This window comes from Rhodococcus sp. USK13, from assembly GCF_018343855.1.
GTDB classification, from domain to species: Bacteria; Actinomycetota; Actinomycetes; order Mycobacteriales; family Mycobacteriaceae; genus Rhodococcus_F; species Rhodococcus_F oxybenzonivorans.
Window position 1 is genome coordinate 4,234,477 of record NZ_CP069242.1, and the last position, 22,058, is coordinate 4,256,534.

19 protein-coding genes are annotated in these 22,058 nt (G+C 65.2%); 15 read left to right on the top strand and 4 right to left on the bottom strand.

Annotation, left to right across the window (positions count from 1 at the left end; genetic code table 11):
* The first annotated feature begins 23 nt into the window (after positions 1–23).
* From sufB to JQT59_RS22035, 6 genes are read left to right on the top strand one after another with little or no spacing between them, the layout of a single operon-like run.
* Positions 24–1,484: a Fe-S cluster assembly protein SufB gene (sufB, locus tag JQT59_RS22010; RefSeq protein WP_213571990.1), complete on the top strand. Its 1,461-nt coding sequence runs from the start codon at positions 24–26 to the stop codon at positions 1,482–1,484.
* Complete coding sequence (gene sufD, locus JQT59_RS22015) at positions 1,484–2,713, top strand: Fe-S cluster assembly protein SufD (RefSeq protein ID WP_213571991.1); 1,230 nt, start codon at positions 1,484–1,486, stop codon at positions 2,711–2,713. Before sufB ends, sufD begins: the two co-directional genes overlap by 1 nt.
* Before the next feature lie 41 nt (positions 2,714–2,754).
* The gene (sufC, locus tag JQT59_RS22020; RefSeq protein WP_159922627.1) at positions 2,755–3,561 is read left to right on the top strand and encodes a Fe-S cluster assembly ATPase SufC; all 807 of its coding nucleotides are present in this window, start codon (positions 2,755–2,757) and stop codon (positions 3,559–3,561) included.
* 6 nt (positions 3,562–3,567) lie between these two features.
* Positions 3,568–4,827 carry a cysteine desulfurase gene (locus JQT59_RS22025; RefSeq protein ID WP_213571992.1) on the top strand — a complete coding sequence of 420 codons (1,260 nt, stop codon included), beginning with the start codon at positions 3,568–3,570 and terminating at the stop codon, positions 4,825–4,827.
* Positions 4,824–5,321: a Fe-S cluster assembly sulfur transfer protein SufU gene (sufU, locus tag JQT59_RS22030; protein ID WP_213571993.1), complete on the top strand. Its 498-nt coding sequence runs from the start codon at positions 4,824–4,826 to the stop codon at positions 5,319–5,321. Before JQT59_RS22025 ends, sufU begins: the two co-directional genes overlap by 4 nt.
* Positions 5,318–5,731, top strand: coding sequence for a metal-sulfur cluster assembly factor (locus tag JQT59_RS22035; RefSeq protein ID WP_213571994.1), 414 nt, complete (start codon positions 5,318–5,320; stop codon positions 5,729–5,731). The genes sufU and JQT59_RS22035 overlap by 4 nt, the downstream gene beginning before the upstream one ends.
* 66 nt (positions 5,732–5,797) lie before the next feature.
* On the opposite strand, the gene ku is transcribed toward JQT59_RS22035, so the two are convergent.
* Together ku and JQT59_RS22045 are read right to left on the bottom strand one after the other, a co-directional pair.
* Positions 5,798–6,682 (bottom strand): non-homologous end joining protein Ku, encoded by an 885-nt coding sequence (gene ku / locus JQT59_RS22040; protein ID WP_455431408.1) that lies wholly within the window; start codon positions 6,680–6,682, stop codon positions 5,798–5,800.
* Positions 6,683–6,722: 40 nt separating this feature from the next.
* Complete coding sequence (locus JQT59_RS22045) at positions 6,723–7,871, bottom strand: lycopene cyclase family protein (protein ID WP_213571996.1); 1,149 nt, start codon at positions 7,869–7,871, stop codon at positions 6,723–6,725.
* Positions 7,872–8,751: 880 nt separating this feature from the next.
* On the opposite strand from JQT59_RS22045, the gene JQT59_RS22050 reads away from it, so the two are divergent.
* Both JQT59_RS22050 and JQT59_RS22055 read left to right on the top strand, forming a co-directional pair.
* Positions 8,752–10,383 carry an ABC-F family ATP-binding cassette domain-containing protein gene (locus JQT59_RS22050; protein WP_213571997.1) on the top strand — a complete coding sequence of 544 codons (1,632 nt, stop codon included), beginning with the start codon at positions 8,752–8,754 and terminating at the stop codon, positions 10,381–10,383.
* Positions 10,384–10,455: 72 nt separating this feature from the next.
* Positions 10,456–10,671, top strand: coding sequence for a helix-turn-helix domain-containing protein (locus JQT59_RS22055; protein WP_109335127.1), 216 nt, complete (start codon positions 10,456–10,458; stop codon positions 10,669–10,671).
* Positions 10,672–10,686: 15 nt separating this feature from the next.
* Here JQT59_RS22055 and JQT59_RS22060 read toward each other — a convergent pair whose 3' ends face one another.
* Both JQT59_RS22060 and acnA read right to left on the bottom strand, forming a co-directional pair.
* The gene (locus JQT59_RS22060) at positions 10,687–11,253 is read right to left on the bottom strand and encodes a TetR/AcrR family transcriptional regulator (RefSeq protein ID WP_109330192.1); all 567 of its coding nucleotides are present in this window, start codon (positions 11,251–11,253) and stop codon (positions 10,687–10,689) included.
* Positions 11,254–11,433: 180 nt separating this feature from the next.
* Positions 11,434–14,238, bottom strand: a complete 2,805-nt coding sequence (gene acnA, locus JQT59_RS22065) for an aconitate hydratase AcnA (protein WP_213571998.1) — start codon at positions 14,236–14,238, stop codon at positions 11,434–11,436.
* A 305-nt stretch (positions 14,239–14,543) separates the two neighbouring features.
* Between acnA and JQT59_RS22070 the strand changes: the two genes are divergently transcribed.
* The 7 genes from JQT59_RS22070 (at position 14,544) to inhA (ending at position 22,051) form a co-directional block, all read left to right on the top strand.
* The gene (locus JQT59_RS22070) at positions 14,544–15,149 is read left to right on the top strand and encodes an Rv1476 family membrane protein (protein WP_213571999.1); all 606 of its coding nucleotides are present in this window, start codon (positions 14,544–14,546) and stop codon (positions 15,147–15,149) included.
* A 409-nt stretch (positions 15,150–15,558) separates the two neighbouring features.
* Positions 15,559–17,079 (top strand): NlpC/P60 family protein, encoded by a 1,521-nt coding sequence (locus tag JQT59_RS22075; protein ID WP_249354652.1) that lies wholly within the window; start codon positions 15,559–15,561, stop codon positions 17,077–17,079.
* 129 nt (positions 17,080–17,208) lie between these two features.
* Positions 17,209–18,453, top strand: a complete 1,245-nt coding sequence (locus tag JQT59_RS22080) for an AAA family ATPase (protein ID WP_397517635.1) — start codon at positions 17,209–17,211, stop codon at positions 18,451–18,453.
* A complete protein-coding gene (locus JQT59_RS22085; protein ID WP_109330187.1) occupies positions 18,450–19,424 on the top strand; it encodes a DUF58 domain-containing protein in 975 nt (324 codons plus the stop codon). Before JQT59_RS22080 ends, JQT59_RS22085 begins: the two co-directional genes overlap by 4 nt.
* Positions 19,421–20,401 (top strand): VWA domain-containing protein, encoded by a 981-nt coding sequence (locus JQT59_RS22090; protein WP_159922606.1) that lies wholly within the window; start codon positions 19,421–19,423, stop codon positions 20,399–20,401. Before JQT59_RS22085 ends, JQT59_RS22090 begins: the two co-directional genes overlap by 4 nt.
* A 57-nt stretch (positions 20,402–20,458) precedes the next feature.
* Positions 20,459–21,208, top strand: coding sequence for a 3-oxoacyl-ACP reductase FabG1 (gene fabG1 / locus JQT59_RS22095; RefSeq protein WP_109330183.1), 750 nt, complete (start codon positions 20,459–20,461; stop codon positions 21,206–21,208).
* A 45-nt stretch (positions 21,209–21,253) separates the two neighbouring features.
* Entirely contained in the window at positions 21,254–22,051 is a 798-nt protein-coding gene (gene inhA, locus JQT59_RS22100) for an NADH-dependent enoyl-ACP reductase InhA (protein ID WP_213572000.1), read from the top strand.
* Positions 22,052–22,058 lie beyond the last annotated feature (7 nt).

A 22,058-nucleotide genomic window follows, 5' to 3' on the forward strand; every position in this document is an offset into this window, starting at 1 on the left:
ACAAGACTCCGGAAGGAGCTCGCATGACCGTCACATCAGACCAGGTGACATCCGCTGCGTCGGCAAATGCCGAGCCGCTCACGCAGGAAGAGACCATCGCCTCACTCGGGCATTACGGGTACGGCTGGTCCGATTCGGACGCGGCAGGTGCCAGCGCCAAGCGCGGTCTGTCCGAGGACGTCGTGCGCGACATCTCCGCGAAGAAGAGCGAGCCCGACTGGATGCTGGACATCCGCCTGCGCGCGCTGAAGACCTTCGACAAGAAGCCGATGCCGAACTGGGGTTCCAACCTCGAGGGCATCCACTTCGACAACATCAAGTACTTCGTGCGCTCGAGCGAGAAGCAGGCCGAGAGCTGGGAAGACCTGCCCGAGGACATCAAGAACACGTACGACAGGCTGGGCATCCCCGAGGCGGAGAAGCAGCGCCTCGTGGCAGGTGTCGCAGCACAGTACGAGTCCGAGGTGGTGTACCACTCGATCCGTGAAGACCTCGAGTCGCAGGGTGTGATCTTCCTCGACACCGACACCGGATTGAAGCAGCACCCCGAGCTCTTCCGTGAGTACTTCGGCACGGTCATTCCCGCCGGTGACAACAAGTTCTCCGCCCTGAACACGGCCGTCTGGTCGGGTGGATCGTTCATCTATGTGCCGCCGGGCGTGCACGTGGACATCCCGCTTCAGGCGTATTTCCGTATCAACACGGAGAACATGGGCCAGTTCGAGCGAACACTGATCATCGTCGACGAAGGTGCGTCGGTGCACTATGTCGAGGGTTGCACTGCGCCGATCTACAAGTCGGATTCGCTGCACTCCGCCGTGGTCGAGATCATCGTGAAGAAGGGCGGCCACTGCCGCTACACGACCATCCAGAACTGGTCGAACAATGTCTACAACCTGGTGACCAAGCGCACCAAGGTGGAAGCCGGCGGATCCATGGAATGGGTCGACGGCAACATCGGCTCCAAGGTCACGATGAAGTACCCGGCCGTGTGGATGATGGGCGAGCACGCTCGTGGCGAGGTTCTCTCCGTGGCGTTCGCGGGAGAGGGACAGCACCAGGACACCGGTGCGAAGATGCTCCACCTCGCGCCCCATACGTCGTCCACCATCATCAGCAAATCGGTGGCTCGCGGCGGTGGGCGTGCGTCCTACCGCGGACTCGTTCAGGTCAACAAGGGAGCGTACGGGTCGAAGTCGACCGTCAAGTGTGACGCTCTGTTGGTCGATCAGATCAGCCGTAGCGACACCTACCCCTACGTCGACATCCGCGAGGACGACGTGACGATGGGCCACGAGGCGACCGTCTCCAAGGTGAGCGACGACCAACTGTTCTACCTCATGAGCCGCGGGCTGACCGAGGACGAGGCCATGGCAACCGTGGTGCGCGGCTTCGTCGAGCCGATCGCCAAGGAGCTCCCGATGGAGTATGCCCTGGAACTGAACCGCCTGATCGAACTGCAGATGGAAGGGGCGGTGGGTTAGTGACCACGCCAGAAACCGGTGTTGAGAAGCTCGGCGTCGAAGGCGCTGTCGCGGGAGAGAATCCGCGGATAGGGCGAACCGCGACCGGCTCGCCGATCGTTAACAAGGGTGAGGTTTTCACCTCCTTCGACGTCAAAGCCTTCGAAGTTCCGGGGGGTCGCGACGAGGTCTGGCGATTCACTCCGCTGCGTCGCCTGCGCGGGTTGCACGACGGAACGGCCGTCGCGAACGGTGCCGTCACAGTTGATGTCGCGGCTCCGGACACGGTGCAGGTCGAGACCGTCGGCCGAGACGATTCCCGGCTCGGCAAGGCCGGCGTGCCCGCCGACCGTGTCGCCGCGCAGGCGTACTCGGGATTCGAGTCGGCCACCGTCGTGACCGTCGGCCGTGAGGTCGAGGTTCCCGAGACGATCAACATCACGGTCACGGGTCCCGGTGAAGGCAACGTGGCGTTCGGCCACCTGCAGATCCGGCTCGAGGCGTTCGCCAAGGCCACTGTCGTGCTCGACCAACGGGGCAGCGGAACCTTCGCCGAGAACGTCGAGTTCGTTCTCGGCGACAGCGCCCGCCTCACCGTTGTCGCCGTGCAGGACTGGGCCGACGACGCCGTCCACGTGGCAGCGCACCACGCGCTCCTCGGGCGCGATGCGGTGCTGCGGCACAACGCGGTCAGCCTCGGTGGAGACTTGGTGCGTCTGTCTGCAACCGTCAAGTACGACGGTCCCGGTGGCGATGCCGAACTGCTCGGCCTGTACTTCGCCGATGCCGGACAGCACTTCGAGCAGCGCCTGCTGGTGGATCATTCACAGCCCCACTGCAAGTCGAATGTGGTGTACAAGGGTGCGCTGCAGGGCGACCCGAACTCGGGCAAACCCGACGCGCACACCGTGTGGATCGGCGACGTGCTGATCCGGGCAGCTGCCGAGGGTACGGACACGTTCGAGCTGAATCGCAACCTCGTCCTCACCGACGGAGCGCGAGCCGACTCGGTCCCGAACCTCGAGATCGAGACCGGCGAGATCGTCGGCGCCGGGCACGCGAGTGCCACCGGTCGATTCGACGACGAGCAGCTGTTCTACCTCCGCGCCCGGGGTATCCCGGAAGACCAGGCGAGGCGACTCGTCGTGCGTGGGTTCTTCCACGAAATCATCAACAAGATCGCCGTCGCCGAGATCCGCGAGCGTCTAGAAGCCGCCGTCGAGGCCGAACTCGCCGCAGTCGGCGTCTGACGCGGCTCGACCACTACTGCCCATTTCTTCGAAGGATTCCCATGTCTACCCCTGACGCTTCCCCCGAAATCTCTGTCCTGGAAATCAAGGACCTCCACGTCGACGTTGCGAACACCGACGAGAACGCGGAACCCATCAACATTCTCAAGGGCGTCAACCTGACGGTGCGCTCCGGCGAGACCCACGCGATCATGGGGCCCAACGGCTCCGGCAAGTCGACGCTGTCTTACGCCATCGCCGGGCACCCCAAGTACCAGGTGACCTCCGGGTCGATCACCCTCAACGGTGAGAATGTCCTCGAGATGACAGTCGACGAGCGTGCCCGCGCAGGCCTGTTCCTCGCCATGCAGTACCCGGTCGAGGTTCCCGGTGTGTCGATGTCCAACTTCCTTCGTACCGCGGCCACCGCCGTGCGCGGGGAGGCGCCGAAGCTGCGCCACTGGGTGAAGGAAGTCAAGGAGGCTCTCACCGAGCTCGACATCGACCCGTCCTTCGGGGAGCGCAGCGTCAACGAAGGGTTCTCGGGTGGCGAGAAGAAGCGTCACGAGATCCTGCAGCTCGGTCTCCTGAAGCCGAAGATCGCGATTCTCGACGAGACCGACTCAGGCCTCGACGTGGACGCTCTGCGTGTCGTCTCCGAGGGAGTCAACCGCTACAAGGAGCGCGACCACGGCGGAATCCTGCTCATCACGCACTACACCCGCATTCTGCGGTACATCAAGCCCGAATACGTGCACGTGTTCGTCGGCGGACGTGTCGTCGAGTCGGGCGGGCCGGAACTGGCCGACGAGCTCGAGGCCAACGGCTACGAGCGCTTCACCCAGGCTGCCGCAACGCAAGGAGCATAAACGCAGATGACCACCTCGGTGAGCGTGTTCGACGTCACCAGGATCCGGGAGGATTTCCCGATCCTGGCTCGAACGGTGCGCGACGGAAAACCGCTGGTGTACCTCGATTCGGGCGCGACATCGCAGCGCCCGACTCAGGTGCTCGACGCCGAGAGGGAGTTTCTGACGACCTGTAATGCGGCGGTGCACCGCGGCGCGCACCAACTCGCGGAGGAGGCCACCGATGCCTACGAGAACGCGCGTGCGGCCATCGCGGCGTTCGTCGGTGCAGACAGCGACGAATTGGTGTTCACCAAGAACGCGACGGAGTCGCTGAACCTCGTCACGCACGTGCTCGGTGACGACCGCTTCGATCGGCACGTCGGACCGGGCGACGAGATCGTGATCACCGAACTCGAACACCACGCGAACCTTGTGCCCTGGCAGGAACTTGCCCGGCGCACGGGCGCCACGCTGCGCTGGTACGGAGTCACCGACGACGGTCGGATCGATCTCGACTCCCTCGAGTTGACCGAGGCCGTCAAGGTCATCGCGTTCACGCACCAGTCGAACGTCACGGGAGCAGTCGCGCCGGTCGAGGAGCTGGTCCGGCGTGCCCGCGCCGTCGGCGCTCTCGTCGTGCTGGACGCATGCCAATCTGTGCCGCACATGGCTGTCGACTTCCATGCGCTCGGTGTCGACTACGCGGCGTTCTCCGGTCACAAGATGCTCGGGCCTTCCGGGGTGGGCGTTCTCTACGGCAAGCGCGAGCTGCTCAACGCGATGCCGCCGTTCATCACCGGCGGATCGATGATCGAGACCGTCACCATGGAGCGCACGACATACGCGCCACCGCCGCAGCGGTTCGAGGCGGGCGTGCCCATGACGTCGCAGGTAGTCGGTCTCGGCGCAGCGGTGCGCTACCTCGAGGACATCGGGATGGACGCCGTCGCGGCGCACGAGCACACGCTCGTCGGAGCCACGCTCGAGGCTCTCGGAGCCATCGACGGAGTACGGATCATCGGTCCGACCTCGTCAGCGGACCGGGGTGGCGCCGTCTCCTTCGTGGTCGACGGGATTCACGCACACGATCTCGGCCAGATTCTGGACGACGAGGGCGTGGCCATCCGCGTCGGACACCATTGCGCGTGGCCACTGCACCGGAGGTTCGGAGTCGCAGCCACCGCCCGGGCGTCGTTCGCGCTGTACAACACACTCGACGAGGTCGCGGCGCTGGCTGCTGCGATCCGTCGAGCGCAGGACTTCTTCGGGGAGGCGCCCGCGTGAGAATGGAACAGATGTACCAGGAAGTGATCCTGGACCATTACAAGCACCCTCACGGTCGCGGCCTGCGGGAGCCGTTCGGTGCGGAGGTGCACCACGTAAATCCCACGTGCGGCGACGAAGTGACCTTGCGGGTGCACGTGACCGATGACGGCACGGTCGCCGACGTGTCCTACGACGGTCAGGGTTGTTCCATCAGCCAGGCATCCACCTCCGTTCTCACCGATCAGGTCGTGGGAATGCCGGTGGACCGGGCGTTGCAGACGGTCGCGGCGTTCAGCGAGATGGTCGGCAGTCGCGGTACCGTCGAGGGAGACGAGGACGTCCTCGGTGACGGCATCGCCTTCGTCGGCGTCTCGAAGTACCCGGCCCGCGTCAAATGCGCGCTGCTGGGATGGATGGCATTCAAGGACGCCGTTGTTCAGATTGTGGCCGAGAAAGATTCGGTCGCGACAGAAGACGGCGAACCAGCTCGAATCGGAGGACAGGCATCATGAGCGAGACGCAGACCCCGGATACGGATGTCGCTGCCGGAACGGAGCAGCCGACTGCCGACCAGGCCGAGAAAACCTCCACCGCAGGGGTGGTTCCCGCCCCTGAGCGGCTCGAGGAACTCGAGGAGGCGATGCGCGACGTCGTCGATCCGGAGCTCGGCATCAACGTCGTCGATCTGGGACTCGTCTACGGCATCACCGAAGACGAGGACGTGGTCATTCTCGACATGACCCTCACCTCGGCGGCGTGCCCGCTGACCGACGTCATCGAGGATCAGGCGCGTGGCGCACTGGTGCGCAGCGGCTTGTGCAACGACTTGCGGATCAACTGGGTGTGGCTGCCGCCGTGGGGTCCGGACAAGATCACGGAGGACGGGCGCGAGCAACTACGCGCTCTCGGCTTCACCGTCTGAGTTGCCGTCATTCACGCGCAGGGCCCGGCGAGATCTTCTCGCCGGGCCCTGCGCGTGAATGCCCGTTCAAGCGCGCTTGCGCTCCGAGGCAGTGGACTTCGACGCGGTTTTCTTCGCCGCGGTCTTCGCGGGAGCTTTCTTGGCAGGCTTCTTCGCGGGAGCCGCCTTCTTGCCGGCGGCGTCGACACTGCGTTGTAGCGCTGCTACCAGGTCGACCACCTCGGCGTCTTCGCCGGCCTTCTCGGTTTCCGCAACAGGAATGACTTTCTTGCCACCCGAGCTGATCATCTCGTCCAGCAGCTCCCGTAGCTGAACCTGGTAGTCGTCGGTGAACTCGGTGGGATCGAAATCCTCGGCCATGCTGTCGACCAGCGTTTCCGCCATCGCCAGTTCTTTCGCCTTCGGTTTGTCGACGTTGTCGAGCGACGGAAAGGACGCTTCACGTACTTCGTCGGGCCACAGCAGCGTCTGAATGACCAGGACGCCGTCCCGGGAGCGCATCGCCGCCAGACGAGTGCGTTGACGCAGCGTGAAGTGCACGAGCGCCGTACGGTCGCTTTCGGAGAGCGCGGTCGCCAGCAGCACGTACGCCTTCGGCGAGCTGGAATCCGGTTCGAGGTAATAGCTCTTTTCGAACAGAATGGGATCTATCTGATCGGTGGGGACGAATTGCAACACCGGAATTTCGTGTTTCTCGGCGGCGGGAAGCTTCCCGAAGTCGTCGTCCGTCAGGACTACTCGGACACCGTCGTCGGAATCGTAGGCCTTGTCGATATCGGCGTACTGAACGACATTGCCGCATTCTGTGCACACCCGGTTGTATTTGATCCGCCCGCCGTCCTTGGCATGGACCTGGTGAAACTTGATGTCGTGATCCTCGGTTGCCGAATACACCTTGACCGGCACGTTGACGAGACCGAACGCTATCGAGCCCTTCCATATCGACCGCATGCGTTCCATAATGGTCCCCTTTCAGGCTTCGCGCGACACTTCATCGAACTTCCCGGGGAAGCACCGAGCGCAGCATTGCACCGCGAATATCCGCGGACGAAGCGAGGAACATCCGTCGCATGGCCGACAACGTCGCGGCCGGATGTGCACGGTCGGACAGATAGGCCACCTGTACATGCGGGGGAAGATCGAAAAAATGCTCGAAGAATTCCGGTACCGATTCCGCGTCGAGTCGGAGGAGTGCGCGTAACCCGATCGACCGCAGCGACGCCACTGTTCGTGCCCTCCAGGGCCAGAGCCGGCCCGAAGTGCCCTCCACGAGGTCGCGGGTCAGGGCGTCCGCGCAACTGAGCGATGCGGCAACGCTGTATCCGGTGCCCGGATGCATCAGGCCTGCACGGGCGCCGAAACGGACCTGCCCCGATCCCACCGTACGGCCGGCGTCTTGGGGCGGTTCGACCGCAAACCGGACGCGTTCCACGTTGGAGCGTGGCGGAACGGAAACTCCGCGGTGTCGCAGCCGCCGGTGGAGCCTTGTCGCGAGCTCCGACACCGGTAGAGCTGGACGACCGACGAGACATGTTTCCTCGAGAAGGAACCGATCGGCGGACAGCGGCACGGCGTAGAGAAAGGACGGCGGATCTGACGACGAGGTGCCGTTGTCGGTTCGCCAGTCCATGAACAGGGCGCGCTCGCCGTCCAGAGCGCCGGCCGCCGTGCCCGTGTCGACTACAACGCCGTACGCGGTCTGCTGGGCAAGGTCGGGGCTGTCTCCGGTCCCGCGCGCGTCCACCACCACGCGCGCGTCCACGGTCGTCCCGTCACCGAGGAACACGGAAGTGGGGGAGAGGTCGACTGCTTTACCTGCGATTACGGTCGCTGTTCCGTCTGACAGCATTGACTGCAGCAAAGGTGTATTCAAGACACAGTAGGTGCGGCTTATTGCCTGTCGGCGTGTAGTCCATGCCGTCGGCCGAGGGGTCCGGGTAGCGATCGATGCTTCCGGCAACCAGTGGGGGAGCTCGTCCTCCCACGCACCGTAGGTCGCGGTCCAGCTACGCCGAGGGTGGGGGTCGATCGCCACCACGGCGAGGCCACGGAGTGCCGCCCGGTACGCGAGTGCGCGGCCGGCAGGGCCGAGCCCGACGATCGCGACGTCCCAGTTCGGCGGATGTGATGTGGCTGCCACAGTGCCAGCTTTTCATGAACACCGGGGTGAGAGCGCTTTCGAGTCCGCCCAGGACGGAACGCCCGAATTACCCGATTACGGAAGTTGTAAACGTCCAGATGCGGGGCAGTAGCGGCACCCATTCGACATCGCTGCACCTTACGTATATCACCAGTCCGAAAAGCCACTGCCGGTGCCGGACCTGAATGGGGGAGGCCGAAGGCGCACGCGCTGCATTGCCGGCGGGGTAGGGGAGTCAGCAGTGCAGTAGTCGCGCCGACGCGACAGCGGACCTCTTGCGCTTGCCGTGCGTCGGCACGGCGAGCGCAAGAAGGCATTTTGCGGAGGTGACTTCGTCGAATCCACCGTACGACTCGGAACGGGACGGAACACCTTAATATCCCGAATTTATATCACGGCCCACCTATTCTTGAACCATCGTCATCACCCTCAGAAGCCCCATTTCCGACTCGACGTACTACCGCCAGCATCAGCAATGACCGCCCCCGTGTCTGTTCGCTCGGCGGCGTCGCTCTGTACTCGAAGTGTGGCAGTGCGGCGGCCTACGCCGTGCGGCCCTACGGAATGCTGCCGTCTGGGGGAGATGCAACGGCACCGATCTGAGAGCTAGCGGTTCCGGTTTGCGGGCCGTGATCACGACGTCAGCGCCCGCGGCCGAGCAACTCTGCCGATCCCTCGGCTCGCGCCCGTCATGAGGGCGGTGAGTCCGTGTAGATCCTTCGAGGAGTTCACTCCTGTGTCCGTTGCCATGGGCGCGCGTTAGCGAAATCACTGGTGCGCGTGTTCTGGCTGGGTCGAAGCTCGAGGTAAAATTACGGGTTCGTGCGTTCTGCGCGCGCCTCTCTCATCGAAATTTTGAGCTTTTTTCCTAGGAGTTTTGTTGATCACCGCTACCGACCTGGAAGTTCGAGCCGGAGTGCGGACGTTGCTGTCTGCGCCCGGGCCGGCCTTGCGGGTGCAGCCCGGCGACCGGATCGGTCTGGTCGGCCGTAACGGTGCCGGTAAGACGACGACGCTTCGCATCCTCGCCGGGGAGGGCGAACCCTACGCCGGTTCCGTCGTCCGGACCGGCGACCTCGGTTACCTCCCGCAGGATCCCAAGGAGGGCGATCTCGACGTTCTCGCGAAAGATCGCGTTCTGTCGGCGCGGGGCCTCGATGCGTTGCTGCGTGACATGGAGAAGCAGCAGATTCTGATGGCCGAAGTGGTCGACGACGCCGAACGGGACAGAGCCGTGCGCAAGTACGGGAATCTCGAGGAACGGTTCTCCGCGCTGGGCGGATACGAAGCGGAGAGTGAAGCAGCGCGTATCTGCAACAGTCTCGGTCTCGCCGACCGCATCCTGGGCCAGCAGCTGCACACCCTGTCGGGCGGGCAACGCCGCCGTGTCGAGTTGGCCCGGATTCTGTTCGCGGCCTCGGATGGCAGCGGCGGACGGTCGGACACGACGCTTCTGCTCGACGAGCCGACCAACCACCTCGACGCCGATTCCATCACGTGGCTGCGCGGGTTCCTGCAGAGCCACGAGGGCGGACTGATCGTGATCAGCCACGATGTCGAACTGCTCAACGACGTCGTCAACCGGGTGTGGTTCCTCGACGCCGTGCGCGGTGAGGCAGACGTCTACAACATGACCTGGAAGAAGTATCTCGACGCGCGGGCCACGGACGAGCAGCGTCGGCGCCGCGAGCGGGCCAATGCCGAGAAGAAGGCCGGTGCCCTGCGCGCTCAGGCCGCGAAGCTGGGCGCGAAGGCCACGAAGGCCGTTGCTGCGCAGAACATGGCGAAGCGCGCCGACAAGATGATGTCCGAGCTCGATGCCGAACGGGTTTCCGACAAGGTTGCTCGCATTCGGTTCCCCGAACCCGCTGCCTGCGGGAAGACGCCGTTGATGGCGGAGAACCTGACCAAGGTCTACGGTTCCCTCGAGATTTTCACCGGAGTGGATCTCGCGATCGATCGGGGCTCCCGCGTGGTGGTCCTGGGCCTCAACGGTGCCGGTAAGACCACGTTGCTACGCATTCTGGGTGGCGTCGAAACACCGGACGCCGGCGGGCTCGTCCCCGGGCACGGGTTGAAAATCGGGTACTTCGCGCAGGAGCACGACACACTCGACGACAACGCCTCGGTGTGGGAGAACATCCGCCACGCGGCGCCCGACACGGGGGAGCAGGAGCTGCGTTCGCTGCTCGGTGCGTTCATGTTCACCGGTCCGCAGCTCGAGCAGCCCGCCGGCACGTTGTCCGGGGGTGAGAAGACCCGTCTCGCGTTGGCGGGTCTGGTGTCGTCGTCGGCCAACGTGCTGCTGCTCGACGAACCCACCAACAACCTCGATCCGGTATCGCGCGAACAGGTTCTGGATGCCCTCCGCAGCTACACGGGCGCTGTGGTGCTGGTGACACACGACCCGGGTGCGGCGGAGGCGCTCGACCCGGAACGGGTCATCCTGCTACCGGACGGCACCGAAGACCACTGGTCTCAGGAGTATCTGGAACTGATCCAGCTCGCCTGACGTGCGTTGATCCCGTCGCGGCGACGTTCTACCGTGGAAGCCACCACCGTCGCTCGTCGACTGGAGGAATGCATGGCTGACATCGGTGTTTTCGCCAAGAGTGCTCGCATCACGGGGTCGCCCCGCGCCGATCTGCAAGCGGAGTTGAAGGATCGGTACCAGGCCGGTGCGAGTATTCGCTCGCTCGCCCGGGAGATGGGACGTTCGTACGGGTTTGTACGGAACATGCTCGCCGAGTCGCATGTAGAGCTGCGGGGAAGGGGTGGGGCGCACCGCCGCCCGACCTGAGAATTCCTCCGGGGTTCAGTCCCGGCGCCGGACCGATTCCTCGACGAGGTCGAGGACGGCGGAGAGATTGTCGCCTGCCTGTCCCGACGCGATTCGTGCGACCAGTCCGTCGAGAACGAGATCCAGATATCCGATCAGGACGTCGGTGGGCACGTCGTCGCGCAGACGTCCGGCGGACTTCTGCCGTGCGAGGCGCGCCATGGTGGCCTCGGTCAGTTCAGCTGAGCGCTGTGACCAGCTTCGGCGGAAATCGGCGTCGTTGCGCAGGCGGCGGGCGATCTCGAGCCGGGTGCCGAGCCAGTCGAACTGGTCGGGTTGAGCGAGCATGTCGCGCATGACCTGAACGAGGCCCTCTTGCGCGACGACGTCGGCCATCCTCGTTGCGTCCTCGTGTGCGAGCGCGAGGAACAATCCGTCCTTGTCCTTGAAGTGGTGGAAGATCGCTCCGCGCGACAGGCCGGTCACTTCTTCGAGCCTGCGGACCGTGGCACCGTCGTATCCGTATTCCGCAAAGCATCGGCGGGCGCCGTCCAGAATCTGACTGCGCCGTGCCGCGAGATGGTCTTCACTGACCTTGGGCACAGGCACCCTTCCTTCGTTTGGGTGCCTGTGAGCACTTTCGGCCGTGGGCGAGGTAACTCACGTCGTGCGCAAAGCGCTCACGACCACTCCGTCGGCAAGACGGTCGACTATCGGTGGTCGTGAGCGCTTTGTGCCTGTCTAGGTCGAAAGTGCTCACAGGCGCGGAGCGCCTAGTGCGCCTCAGCTCTTGATCATGTTGCGGAGCACGTACTGCAGGATGCCGCCGTTGCGGTAGTAGTCGGCCTCACCCGGGGTGTCGATACGAACGACAGCGTCGAAGACGACCTTTTCGCCGTTTTCACGGGTTGCCGTGACCTTGACGGTCTTCGGCGTGACACCCTCGTTGAGCTTCTCGACGCCTTCGATGTCGAAGACCTCGGTGCCGTTCAGCTTCAGCGACGCGGCGGACTCGCCGGCCGGGAACTGCAGCGGAATGACGCCCATGCCGATGAGGTTGGAGCGGTGGATGCGCTCGAACGACTCGGTGATGACGGCCTTGACGCCGAGGAGGCTGGTGCCCTTGGCCGCCCAGTCACGTGACGATCCGGAGCCGTACTCCTTGCCGCCCAGGACGACGAGTGGAATACCCGCGGCCTGGTAGTTCTGCGACGCGTCGTAGATGAAGGCCTGCGGTCCACCGTCCTGGGTGAAGTCGCGGGTGTAGCCACCGGAGACGTCGTCGAGGAGCTGGTTGCGCAGACGGATGTTCGCGAACGTTCCGCGGATCATGACCTCGTGGTTGCCGCGACGCGAGCCGTAGGAGTTGTAGTCCTTACGGTCGATGCCGTTCGCGTCGAGGTACTGCGACGCGGGCGTTCCCGCCTTGATGTTGCCGGCAGGGGAGATGTGGTCCGTGGTGACCGAGTCGCCCAGGAGCGCGAGGACGCGGGCGCCCGTGATGTCGCTGACCGGGGTGGGCTCCTTCGGCATTCCGTCGAAGTACGGTGGCTTCCGCACGTAGGTGGAATCCTCGGCCCACTCGAAGGTCTTGCCCTCGGGGGTGGGCAGACCACGCCAGCGCTCGTCGCCCTTGAAGACGTCGGCGTAACCCTTGACGTACATCTCCTGGCTGATCGAGGAGTTGATCGTCTCCTGGATCTCCTGGGGGGAGGGCCAGATGTCCTTCAGGAACACGTCGTTGCCGTCGGTGTCCTGACCGAGGGCGTCGTGCTCGAAGTCGAAGTCCATGGTGCCTGCCAGCGCGTAGGCGATGACCAGCGGGGGAGATGCGAGGTAGTTCATCTTCACGTCGGGGGAGATGCGTCCCTCGAAGTTGCGGTTGCCGGACAGCACCGCGGTGGCGGTGAGGTCATTGTCCTGGATGGCCTGCGAGATCTGCTCGTCGAGCGGTCCGGAGTTTCCGATGCAGGTGGCGCAGCCGTAGCCGACCAGGAAGAAGCCGAGCTTCTCGAGGTACGGCCACAGGCCCGACTTGTTGTAGTAGTCGGTGACGACCTGCGAACCGGGGGCCATGGACGTCTTGACCCAAGGCTTGGCGGACAGCCCCTTCTCGACGGCGTTGCGGGCGAGCAGTGCCGCACCGAGCATGACCGACGGGTTGGAGGTGTTGGTGCACGAGGTGATCGAGGCGATCACGACGGCGCCGTGGTCGAGGACGAATTCGCCCTTCTCCTCGGAGACGACCTTGATCGGCTTGCTCGGACGTCCCTGGGACCCGTTGGCTGCGGATTGCACGTCGACGGCACCGTCGTCGGCAAACGACAGGGCGGCGGGGTCGCTTGCGGGGAACGACTCCTCGACGGCCTCGTCGAGCTGTGAGTGGCCCGTGGGGTAGTTCTCCTCCACGTAGTTGTGGATGTCCTTGCGGAACGCAGTCTTCGACTCCGACAACAGGATCCGGTCCTGCGGGCGCTTCGGGCCGGCGATGGACGGGACCACGTCACCGAGGTCGAGTTCGAGGTACTCGGAGTACTCGGGCTCACGGTCGGCGTCGTGCCACAGGCCCTGTTCCTTGGCGTAGGCCTCGACGAGCGCGAGCTGCTCGTCGGTGCGGCCGGTGAGACGGAGGTAGCTGACGGTCTCGGCGTCGATCGGGAAGATCGCGGCGGTGGAACCGAACTCCGGGCTCATGTTGCCCAGAGTTGCGCGGTTGGCGAGGGGAACCTCGGCCACACCCTTGCCGTAGAACTCGACGAACTTGCCGACGACGCCGTGCTTGCGCAGCATGTCGGTGACAGTGAGAACCACGTCGGTGGCGGTGACGCCCGGCTTGATCTCACCGGTCAGCTTGAAGCCGACGACGCGCGGGATCAGCATGGACACGGGCTGGCCCAGCATGGCCGCCTCGGCCTCGATGCCGCCGACGCCCCAGCCCAGCACGCCCAGGCCGTTGACCATGGTGGTGTGCGAGTCGGTGCCGACGCAGGTGTCGGGGTACGCCTGGCCGTTCCGAACCATGACGGTGCGTGCCAGGTGCTCGATGTTGACCTGGTGGACGATGCCCGTTCCCGGGGGGACGACCTTGAAGTCGTCGAATGCGCCCTGACCCCAGCGCAGGAACTGGTAGCGCTCACCGTTGCGCTGGTATTCGATGTCGACGTTGCGCTCGAAGGCGTCGGCGCGGCCTGCGACGTCGATGATGACCGAGTGGTCGATGACCATCTCGGCGGGCGCAAGGGGGTTCACCTTGTCGGGGTCGCCGCCGAGTGCGGTGACCGCTTCGCGCATGGTGGCGAGGTCCACGATGCAGGGAACGCCGGTGAAGTCCTGCATGATCACGCGGGCAGGCGTGAACTGGATCTCGACGTTCGGCTCAGCCGACGGGTCCCAGCTCGCGATGGCGCGGATGTGGTCGGCGGTGATGTTCGCGCCGTCCTCGGTACGAAGCAGGTTCTCGGCGAGAACCTTCAGTGCATAGGGAAGTTTTTCGGTACCGGGCACGGCCGAGAGGCGGAAGATCTCGTAGGAGTTCTCACCGACCTCGAGGGTGCCTTTGGCGCCGAACGAATCAATACTCGTGCTCACGTCAGCTCCACTCGTCTATGAGGGTCGCCGCCGACGGGGCTGTGTCGACGGCTGGAGGCACTGCGGGCAGGCTGATCCGGGCGCGCTGTGGTGCTAGCGATGAACGGACTCGGCTGATACCGCGGTACCTCCGATAGTCTAACAGTACGCTTGTCCTGTGAGAATTCGGGGCGGGAAAGCTCCCGTCACCTCCCGATCTCAGCAGACACCGCCGAGCCGTGCAGCCGGATGGAACGAAACATCGCCCTGTCCTCACGTAGTGTTCACGCGAGGCTCCACGTTCCTACAGCAAACCCGGATGAGAGATGTCTGCCCCAATCGCCACCGTGCTTCCCTCCAGTGCCGCACTTCCCGCCCCGACGGCTCTGCCGTTGTCGGCGGATCTTCCGGAAGACCTCGATGTGGCGGACGTGGTCACCGATGTGTCCGACGACGGTGTCTCGGCGCCGGCCGACGAAGTGAGCGACCTCGTCACTGTTGTCGATCGTGCCGCCGATCACGGCATCGAGCTGAGCATCGTGGTTCTGGACGCGGATCCGGAACGCGTCTCGCAACTACGCGACCTCGCGACCGAGGTCGGTCAGGAAGAAGGCGGCACCGTTCTCGTTCTGAGTCCTAGCTGGGTCGGAACGTACAGCGACTCGATCAGCCGGGTCTTGCTCGAATCGGGCCAGGACCGCACCTATACCAGCGACCCGGTGGTGGCGGCCGATCAGTTCGTGGACGAGATCGTCGCGCCGGGACCCCCGTGGGCGCTGATGACGGCACTGATCGTGGCCGTTGTCGCTGTCGCCGCGGCAGCGACGTTCTATGCGAAGTCACGCCGACGCGTCTCCCCGGACTCGGCGCCGCGGGACGGAAGTGGCGCCGCCGCGTCGACGTCCGCACCTGTCGAGCATCCGAAACCGTGACCGACGCATAGATTCACCTCTTCGCGGCGGCGCATTCGATCCGCTTCGGCCTCGATCGTCTCTGCCTGCACCGATGGCCGACAGCAGCCCCTGATCGTGTTCTTTCCACATTTCCGCTGGTCAAATTACCCATGTGTTATTTGTGACTAAAGTTTCCATAGAGTCCGCAAGTGTCGTACGGTGCATTTGGCGCTCTTGGGGAAGAAGTGTCGCAGGCGGTGCATTGACGTCATTGGTGACGGCAATTTTCGTGTCGATCGGTGTCGTCCGAGTCACGGAAACGATGTGGCTTGCCGGATCTCCTTCCCCCCAACGAGCACGGCGCGGCGCGCCACTTCGCGTGGAGCGCGGTTGCGTGTTCGGTGCAGAACCGAGGGAGAGAGTTGTGAAGCGACAAGCACGAGGTGGACTGGGGCACCGTGGCTTCTCCCGCAGGCGACATCGAGCTGTACGCCTCATCATCGGGCTGGGCATCGTCGCGGCGCTGGTGGGAAGCACTCCGGGCTTGGCGGCCGCGGTTCCCCCTCCGCCGCCCAATCCGTCCGATTCCGACCTCGCTCAGGCCGGCGCCCGAGTAGCCGCGGGCGTCGGGCAGGTGAGCGATCTCATCAACCGGGTGGCTTCTGCCGACCAGCAACTCGCCCAGCTCGACAACGAGGTGGCGATCAAACGGGAAGACGTCAATCGCGCTCTGGTGGATCTACAGAACGCGCGTGGTGCCGCCGACCTTGCGGCGCGGGTCGTCGGGGCGTCACAGCAGGCACTGCGCGACGCGGGCGCGCAGATCGAGCTCGCCCAGAAGGACTTCGACAAGTACGCCCGGTCGAGCTACACCCAGGGCACCAACGTCTCGTCGATCTCGACCTATCTCGGAGCGAAGGGACCCGGCGACGTCCTGGACCGTGCACAGGTGTTGAAGCTTCTGGCGGCGAGCCAGAACGCGGTACTCGAAGGACTGCAGCGGGCGCGGACGGAGCAGGCGAACAGGGACTCCTCGGCCCGCGAGGCGAAGCAGCAGGCGGATGTCGCAGCCGAGCAGGCCGAGGCGAAGAAGTCACTTGCCGAGCAGGCCATCGCCATCGCCCGGGCGGCCTTGCAAGATCAGGCAGCCAAGAAGGCGCAGATCGAAAGCGAACGAGCATCCGCGCAGGCCCAGTTGGAAGCAGCTCGCGGCAGCGTCGCAGGACTGCAAGGCCAGCGTGAGGCCTACGCGGCGTGGGACGAGCAGCGGCGGGCCGAGGAAGCTCAGAGGGCAGCTGTCGCCGCGGCGGCCCGTGAGGCGGCCGCGCAGGCCGCAGCGCGGGTGGCGGCCAACGAAGCGGCGCGCGAACGCGCAGCGGCCCTCTCTGCCGGTCAGCGGGCGCACACCGCCATCGAGGAGGACTCGACCGAGGAGGGCGAGGACTACTCCGCCGATGACGAGACGTCGACCGGCGAGTACGACGAAGAGACCACGACTGACGAGTCCGACAGCGAGTCGTCGAACAGTGGCTCCGGCCTTACCGGCAGCGCCGCGATCGAGACGGTGATCGACCGGGGGCTTTCCCAGATCGGTGTCGAGTACGCGTGGGGCGGCGGCGACGAGAACGGGCCGACCAAAGGCATTCGCGACGGGGGTGTCGCCGACAGTTACGGCGATTTCAACAAGGTGGGTTTCGACTGCTCGGGTCTGATGATCTACGCCTTCGCGGGCATCGGGATTTCATTGCCGCACTACACGGGGTACCAGTACACGGCCGGTGAACAGGTGCCCTCGGAGGAGATGCAGCGCGGCGACATGATCTTCTACGGCCCCAACGCCAGTCAGCACGTCGCCCTGTACCTCGGTGACAACGAAATGCTCGAGGCTCCGCAGTCCGGATCCACCGTCCGGATTTCGCCCGTGCGGTGGGATGGCATGACCCCCTACGCTGTGCGTATGGTCTCGTAAGCCATGGTGTCGACGAAGTAGTTCGCAGTGCGGATCGTGCTTGGTTGCGGCGGGGGTTGCTTGCACCTGGAATAGTTGAGCAAGTACGTGAACGGGCGGAACGATCTAGGTGAAAGCGGTGGATTCTTGGTGACCTCACGTGATGATGCGGTATCGGAGGGCGCAGCCCGGAAGGAGACGCTCGCGAAGGCGTCGCCGGACGGAGTGAAGAATGGTGGCACGGCCAACGGGTCGGGCCCTCAGACCGCTCCCGGCGCGGCGAGTGCATCCGTGCAGAACGCCGCCCCGAAGACTGCGACAAACGCCGTCGCGCCCAGCCTCGCCGCGGACGTTCAGACGTTGGAACGCGCGATCTACGAGGTCAAGCGGGTGATCGTGGGTCAGGACCGCTTGGTGGAACGGATCCTCGTCGGTCTGCTCGCCAAGGGGCATGTGCTCCTCGAAGGTGTGCCGGGCGTCGCGAAGACGCTCGCCGTCGAGACGTTCGCGAAGGTGGTCGGCGGTTCCTTCTCGCGCGTCCAGTTCACGCCCGACCTCGTGCCCACCGACCTCATCGGTACGCGCATCTACCGGCAGGGCCGGGAGGAATTCGACACCGAACTCGGTCCGGTCGTCGCCAATTTCGTACTCGCCGACGAGATCAACCGGGCGCCCGCGAAGGTGCAGTCGGCCCTTCTCGAGGTCATGGCGGAGCGGCACGTTTCGATCGGTGGCAAGCGGTACCACATGCCGGACCCCTTCCTGGTGATGGCCACCCAGAACCCGATCGAGAACGAGGGCGTCTATCCGCTGCCGGAGGCGCAGCGCGACCGGTTCCTGTTCAAGATTCTCGTCGACTACCCCTCGGTGGAGGAGGAGCGCGAAATCGTCTACCGCATGGGTGTCGCGGCGCCGGAGCCGCAACAGGTCCTCGATCCCGAGGAATTGGTCCGTCTGCAGAAGGTTGCCAGTGGTGTGTTCGTGCATCATGCGCTCGTCGACTATGTCGTGCGGGTGATCGCGGCCACCCGTACCCCGGCACAGTTCGGCCTCGCCGATGTCGACGGCTGGATCGCGTACGGAGCTTCGCCGCGTGCCACTCTCGGCATCATCTCGTCGGCGCGGGCACTGGCACTTCTGCGGGGGCGTGACTACGTCGTGCCGCAGGACGTTCTGGAGGTCATTCCGGACGTGCTGCGTCACCGCCTCGTTCTGTCCTACGACGCCCTGGCCGACGAGGTGTCCCCGGACGACGTCATCTCACGGGTTCTGCAGACCGTGGGGCTCCCGCAGATCGCCGCTCAGCCCACTGCGCAGGTCGCTCCGGCCGGGCATCCAGGACCAGGTCCGGTTGCGTCTGTGCCCGGACCGACGGCAATGAGCCAGCCACGGTGAGTGCGCGTACTGCCGGTGCGCAGAGCGCCGGCCCACCGCCGTCCTTTCGTTCCGGCGAGCTGCGCGACCCGAAACTGTCCGCTGCGCTGCGAACCTTGGAGCTCACCGTTCGTCGACGCCTCGACGGGGTGCTGCACGGGGATCATCTCGGTCTGATTCCCGGGCCGGGCTCCGAACCGGGTGATGCCCGCGAATACCAGCCCGGCGACGACGTCCGCCAGATGGACTGGTCGGTCACCGCGCGGACCACGCATCCGCATGTTCGCCAGTCGGTGGCCGACCGGGAACTCGAGACGTGGATGGTGATCGATCTGTCCTCGAGCCTCGACTTCGGCACGGCCGGTTGCGAGAAACGGGACCTCGTCGTGGCGGCTGCGGCTGCTGTCACCCACTTGACCAGTGGTGGGGGCAACCGGGTCGGTGCCATCGTGGCCACCGGCGCACAGACCACCCGTATCCCTGCGCGCGGTGGCCGCATTCACGCCCAGGCCATGCTGCGGCAGATCGCGACCACCCCGCACGCCCCGGACGGTGTCCGGGGTGACTTGCAGAGCGCGGTGGAGTCGCTGCGCCGGCCTCAGCGGCGCCGGGGCCTCGCAGTCGTCATCAGCGACTTTCTGGGGCCGATCGACTGGGAACGGTCACTGCGGGCAATCTCGGGTCGCCATGACGTCCTCGGCGTGGAGGTGCTCGATCCGCGAGATCTGGAACTACCCGACATAGGGGATGTAGTGCTGCACGATCCGGAGTCCGGACGGACCCGCGAATTCTCGATCACACCGCAGCTCCGCGCGGATTTCGCGCGGGCCGCGGAAGAACATCGCCTGCAGGTGCAGCAATCGTTGCGACGTTGCGGCGCACCGGTGCTCAGTCTGCGGACGGACCGGGACTGGATCGCGGACGTCGTCCGGTTCGTTTCGGCGCGTAAGCACAGTTTCGGAACTGCGACGACGCAGAGGGCTCGCCGGTGAGCCTTTCTCAATTCACCTCGCCGTGGTGGCTGCTCTTCCTCCTCGTCGTGGCTGCGTTGGTGGCCGGGTACGTGTGGGTGCAGCGGCAACGGCACAAGCACACCCTGCGGTTCACGAACTTCGCGTTGCTCGAGAAGGTGGCGCCGTCCAGACCGGGCCGCATTCGCCACGTTCCGGCGTTGCTGATGGTGCTGGCGCTGGTGTTCTTCAGCGTCGCGCTCGCCGGACCCACCGAGGACAAGCGGGTTCCGCGTAACCGGGCCACCGTGATTCTCGTCATCGACGTCTCGCTCTCGATGAAGGCAACCGATGTGGAACCGACCCGGTTGGCCGCCGCCCAGGATGCGGCGAAGTCGTTCGCCGACGGCCTGACCCCGGGCATCAACCTGGGTCTCGTCGCCTTCGCGGGTACGGCGTCGGTGCTCGTCTCGCCGACGACCAATCGGGAAGCGACGAAGGTTGCCATCGACAATCTGCAGTTGAGTGAGCGCACCGCGACGGGGGAGGCGATCTTCACGTCGCTGCAATCGATCGAGACGTTGGCAGCGGTGCTCGGCGGCAGCGATCAGGCCCCGCCGGCCCGCATTGTGTTGCTGTCGGACGGTAAGCAGACGGTGCCCGAGAATCCGGACGATCCCCGTGGCGGTTTCACTGCGGCGCGTCAGGCCAAGGAGAAGGACGTGCCGATTTCGACAATCTCCTTCGGGACCAGCTACGGCAAGGTCGAGATCGAGGACGAGCGGATTCCGGTGCCGGTCGACGACCCATCTCTGCGGGAAATTGCTTCCCTGTCCGGCGGAAGCTTCTTCACCGCGTCCAGCCTCGAGGAGTTGCGTGACGTCTACGACACCCTCGAGGAACAGATCGGATTCGAGACCACCCGTGGCGATGCCAGCCGGCCCTGGCTGGTGCTCGGGGTCCTGTCGGCGACCGCCGGGCTGATCCTTGCACTTGTTCTGCGTCAACGCCTGCCTTGACGTTCCGTTCGGACCGGCGTTTTCTTCCAGCGATTTCGAACAGATAGGTTGTTCCCCATGTCTAACCCAGAATCTACTGACTCGTCGGTAAGGACGGTGTCCTCTCCTCGCTCGGTGCTGGTCACCGGCGGTAACCGCGGGATCGGTCTCGCCGTCGCGCAGCGTCTCGCGGCGGACGGCCACAAGGTCGCCGTCACGCACCGCGGTTCGGGTGCGCCCGACGGGCTCTTCGCCGTTCAGTGCGACGTCACCGACGCCGAGTCGATCGATCGCGCCTTCAAGGAAGTGGAAGAGCATCAGGGTCCGGTAGAGGTACTGGTCGCGAACGCGGGGATCACCGACGACACCCTCATCATGCGGATGTCGGAGGAGCAGTTCACGAGCGTCGTGGACGCCAACCTCACCGGTGCGTTCCGGGTCGCCAAGCGGGCTACCCGGTCGATGCTGCGGGCCCGTTGGGGCCGTTTCGTGTTCCTGGGTTCCGTCGTCGGTCTCGCGGGCGGACCCGGCCAGGTGAACTATGCGGCCTCCAAGGCCGGTGTGGTCGGCATCGCGCGGTCCCTCACCCGCGAGTTGGGTTCTCGGTCGATCACCGCGAACGTGGTCGCCCCTGGGTTCATCGACACCGACATGACGGCAGCGATGGAGGACAAGTACCGGGACATGGCCGTGCAGGCCATCCCGTTGCAGCGCGTCGGCCAGCCGGAGGACGTGGCCGCGGTGGTCAGCTTCCTGGCGTCCGACGATTCGGCCTACGTGTCCGGCGCGGTCATCCCCGTCGACGGCGGCCTGGGCATGGGTCACTGACCCACCCACTTCACTTCCCGGACTTTTCCTACAGGAGGACACCTCATGGGCGGATTGCTCGAAGGTAAGACCATTCTCGTCACCGGCATCATCACCGACGCGTCCATCGCCTTTCACGTGGCGAAGGTGGCGCAGGAGCAGGGCGCGAAGGTGATCATCACCGGGTTCGACCGTCTCCGGTTGATCGACCGGATCGCGCAGCGCCTGCCGCAGCCGGTGCCGCCGGCCGTCGAACTGAACGTGCAGGACACCGCTCACCTCGAGTCGCTCGCCGATCGGGTTCGCGAACTCGCCCCGGAGGGTATCGACGGTGTGGTGCACTCCATCGCCTTTGCGCCGCGGTCCTGCCTGGGCAGCCCGTTCTTCGATGCACCGTGGTCGGACGTCGGGGTCGCTTTCGAGGTGTCCGCCTACTCGTACGCGTCGGTGGCCAAGGCGCTGCTTCCGGTGCTGAACGACGGCGCGTCGATCGTCGGTATGGATTTCGACCCGGCGCGGGCCGTGCCGTTCTACAACTGGATGGGTGTGGCGAAGGCGACGCTCGAGTCGGTCAACCGCTATGTGGCCAAGGAGGTGGGCGAGCGCGGGATTCGCTCCAACCTGGTCGCCGCAGGACCCATCAAGACGCTCGCCGCCAAGGCGATCGCCGGCAGCGCCACCGGACCGGCCGAAGAGATGAACAAGCTGAACACCGCCTGGTCCGACCGGGCGCCGATCGGCTGGAACGTCGACGATCCGGAACCGGTCGCGAAGACCGTGTGCACCGTCCTGTCCGACTGGCTGCCCGGCACCACGGCGTCGATCATCTACGTCGACGGTGGCGCCCACGCGATGGCCGGATAGCAGGACC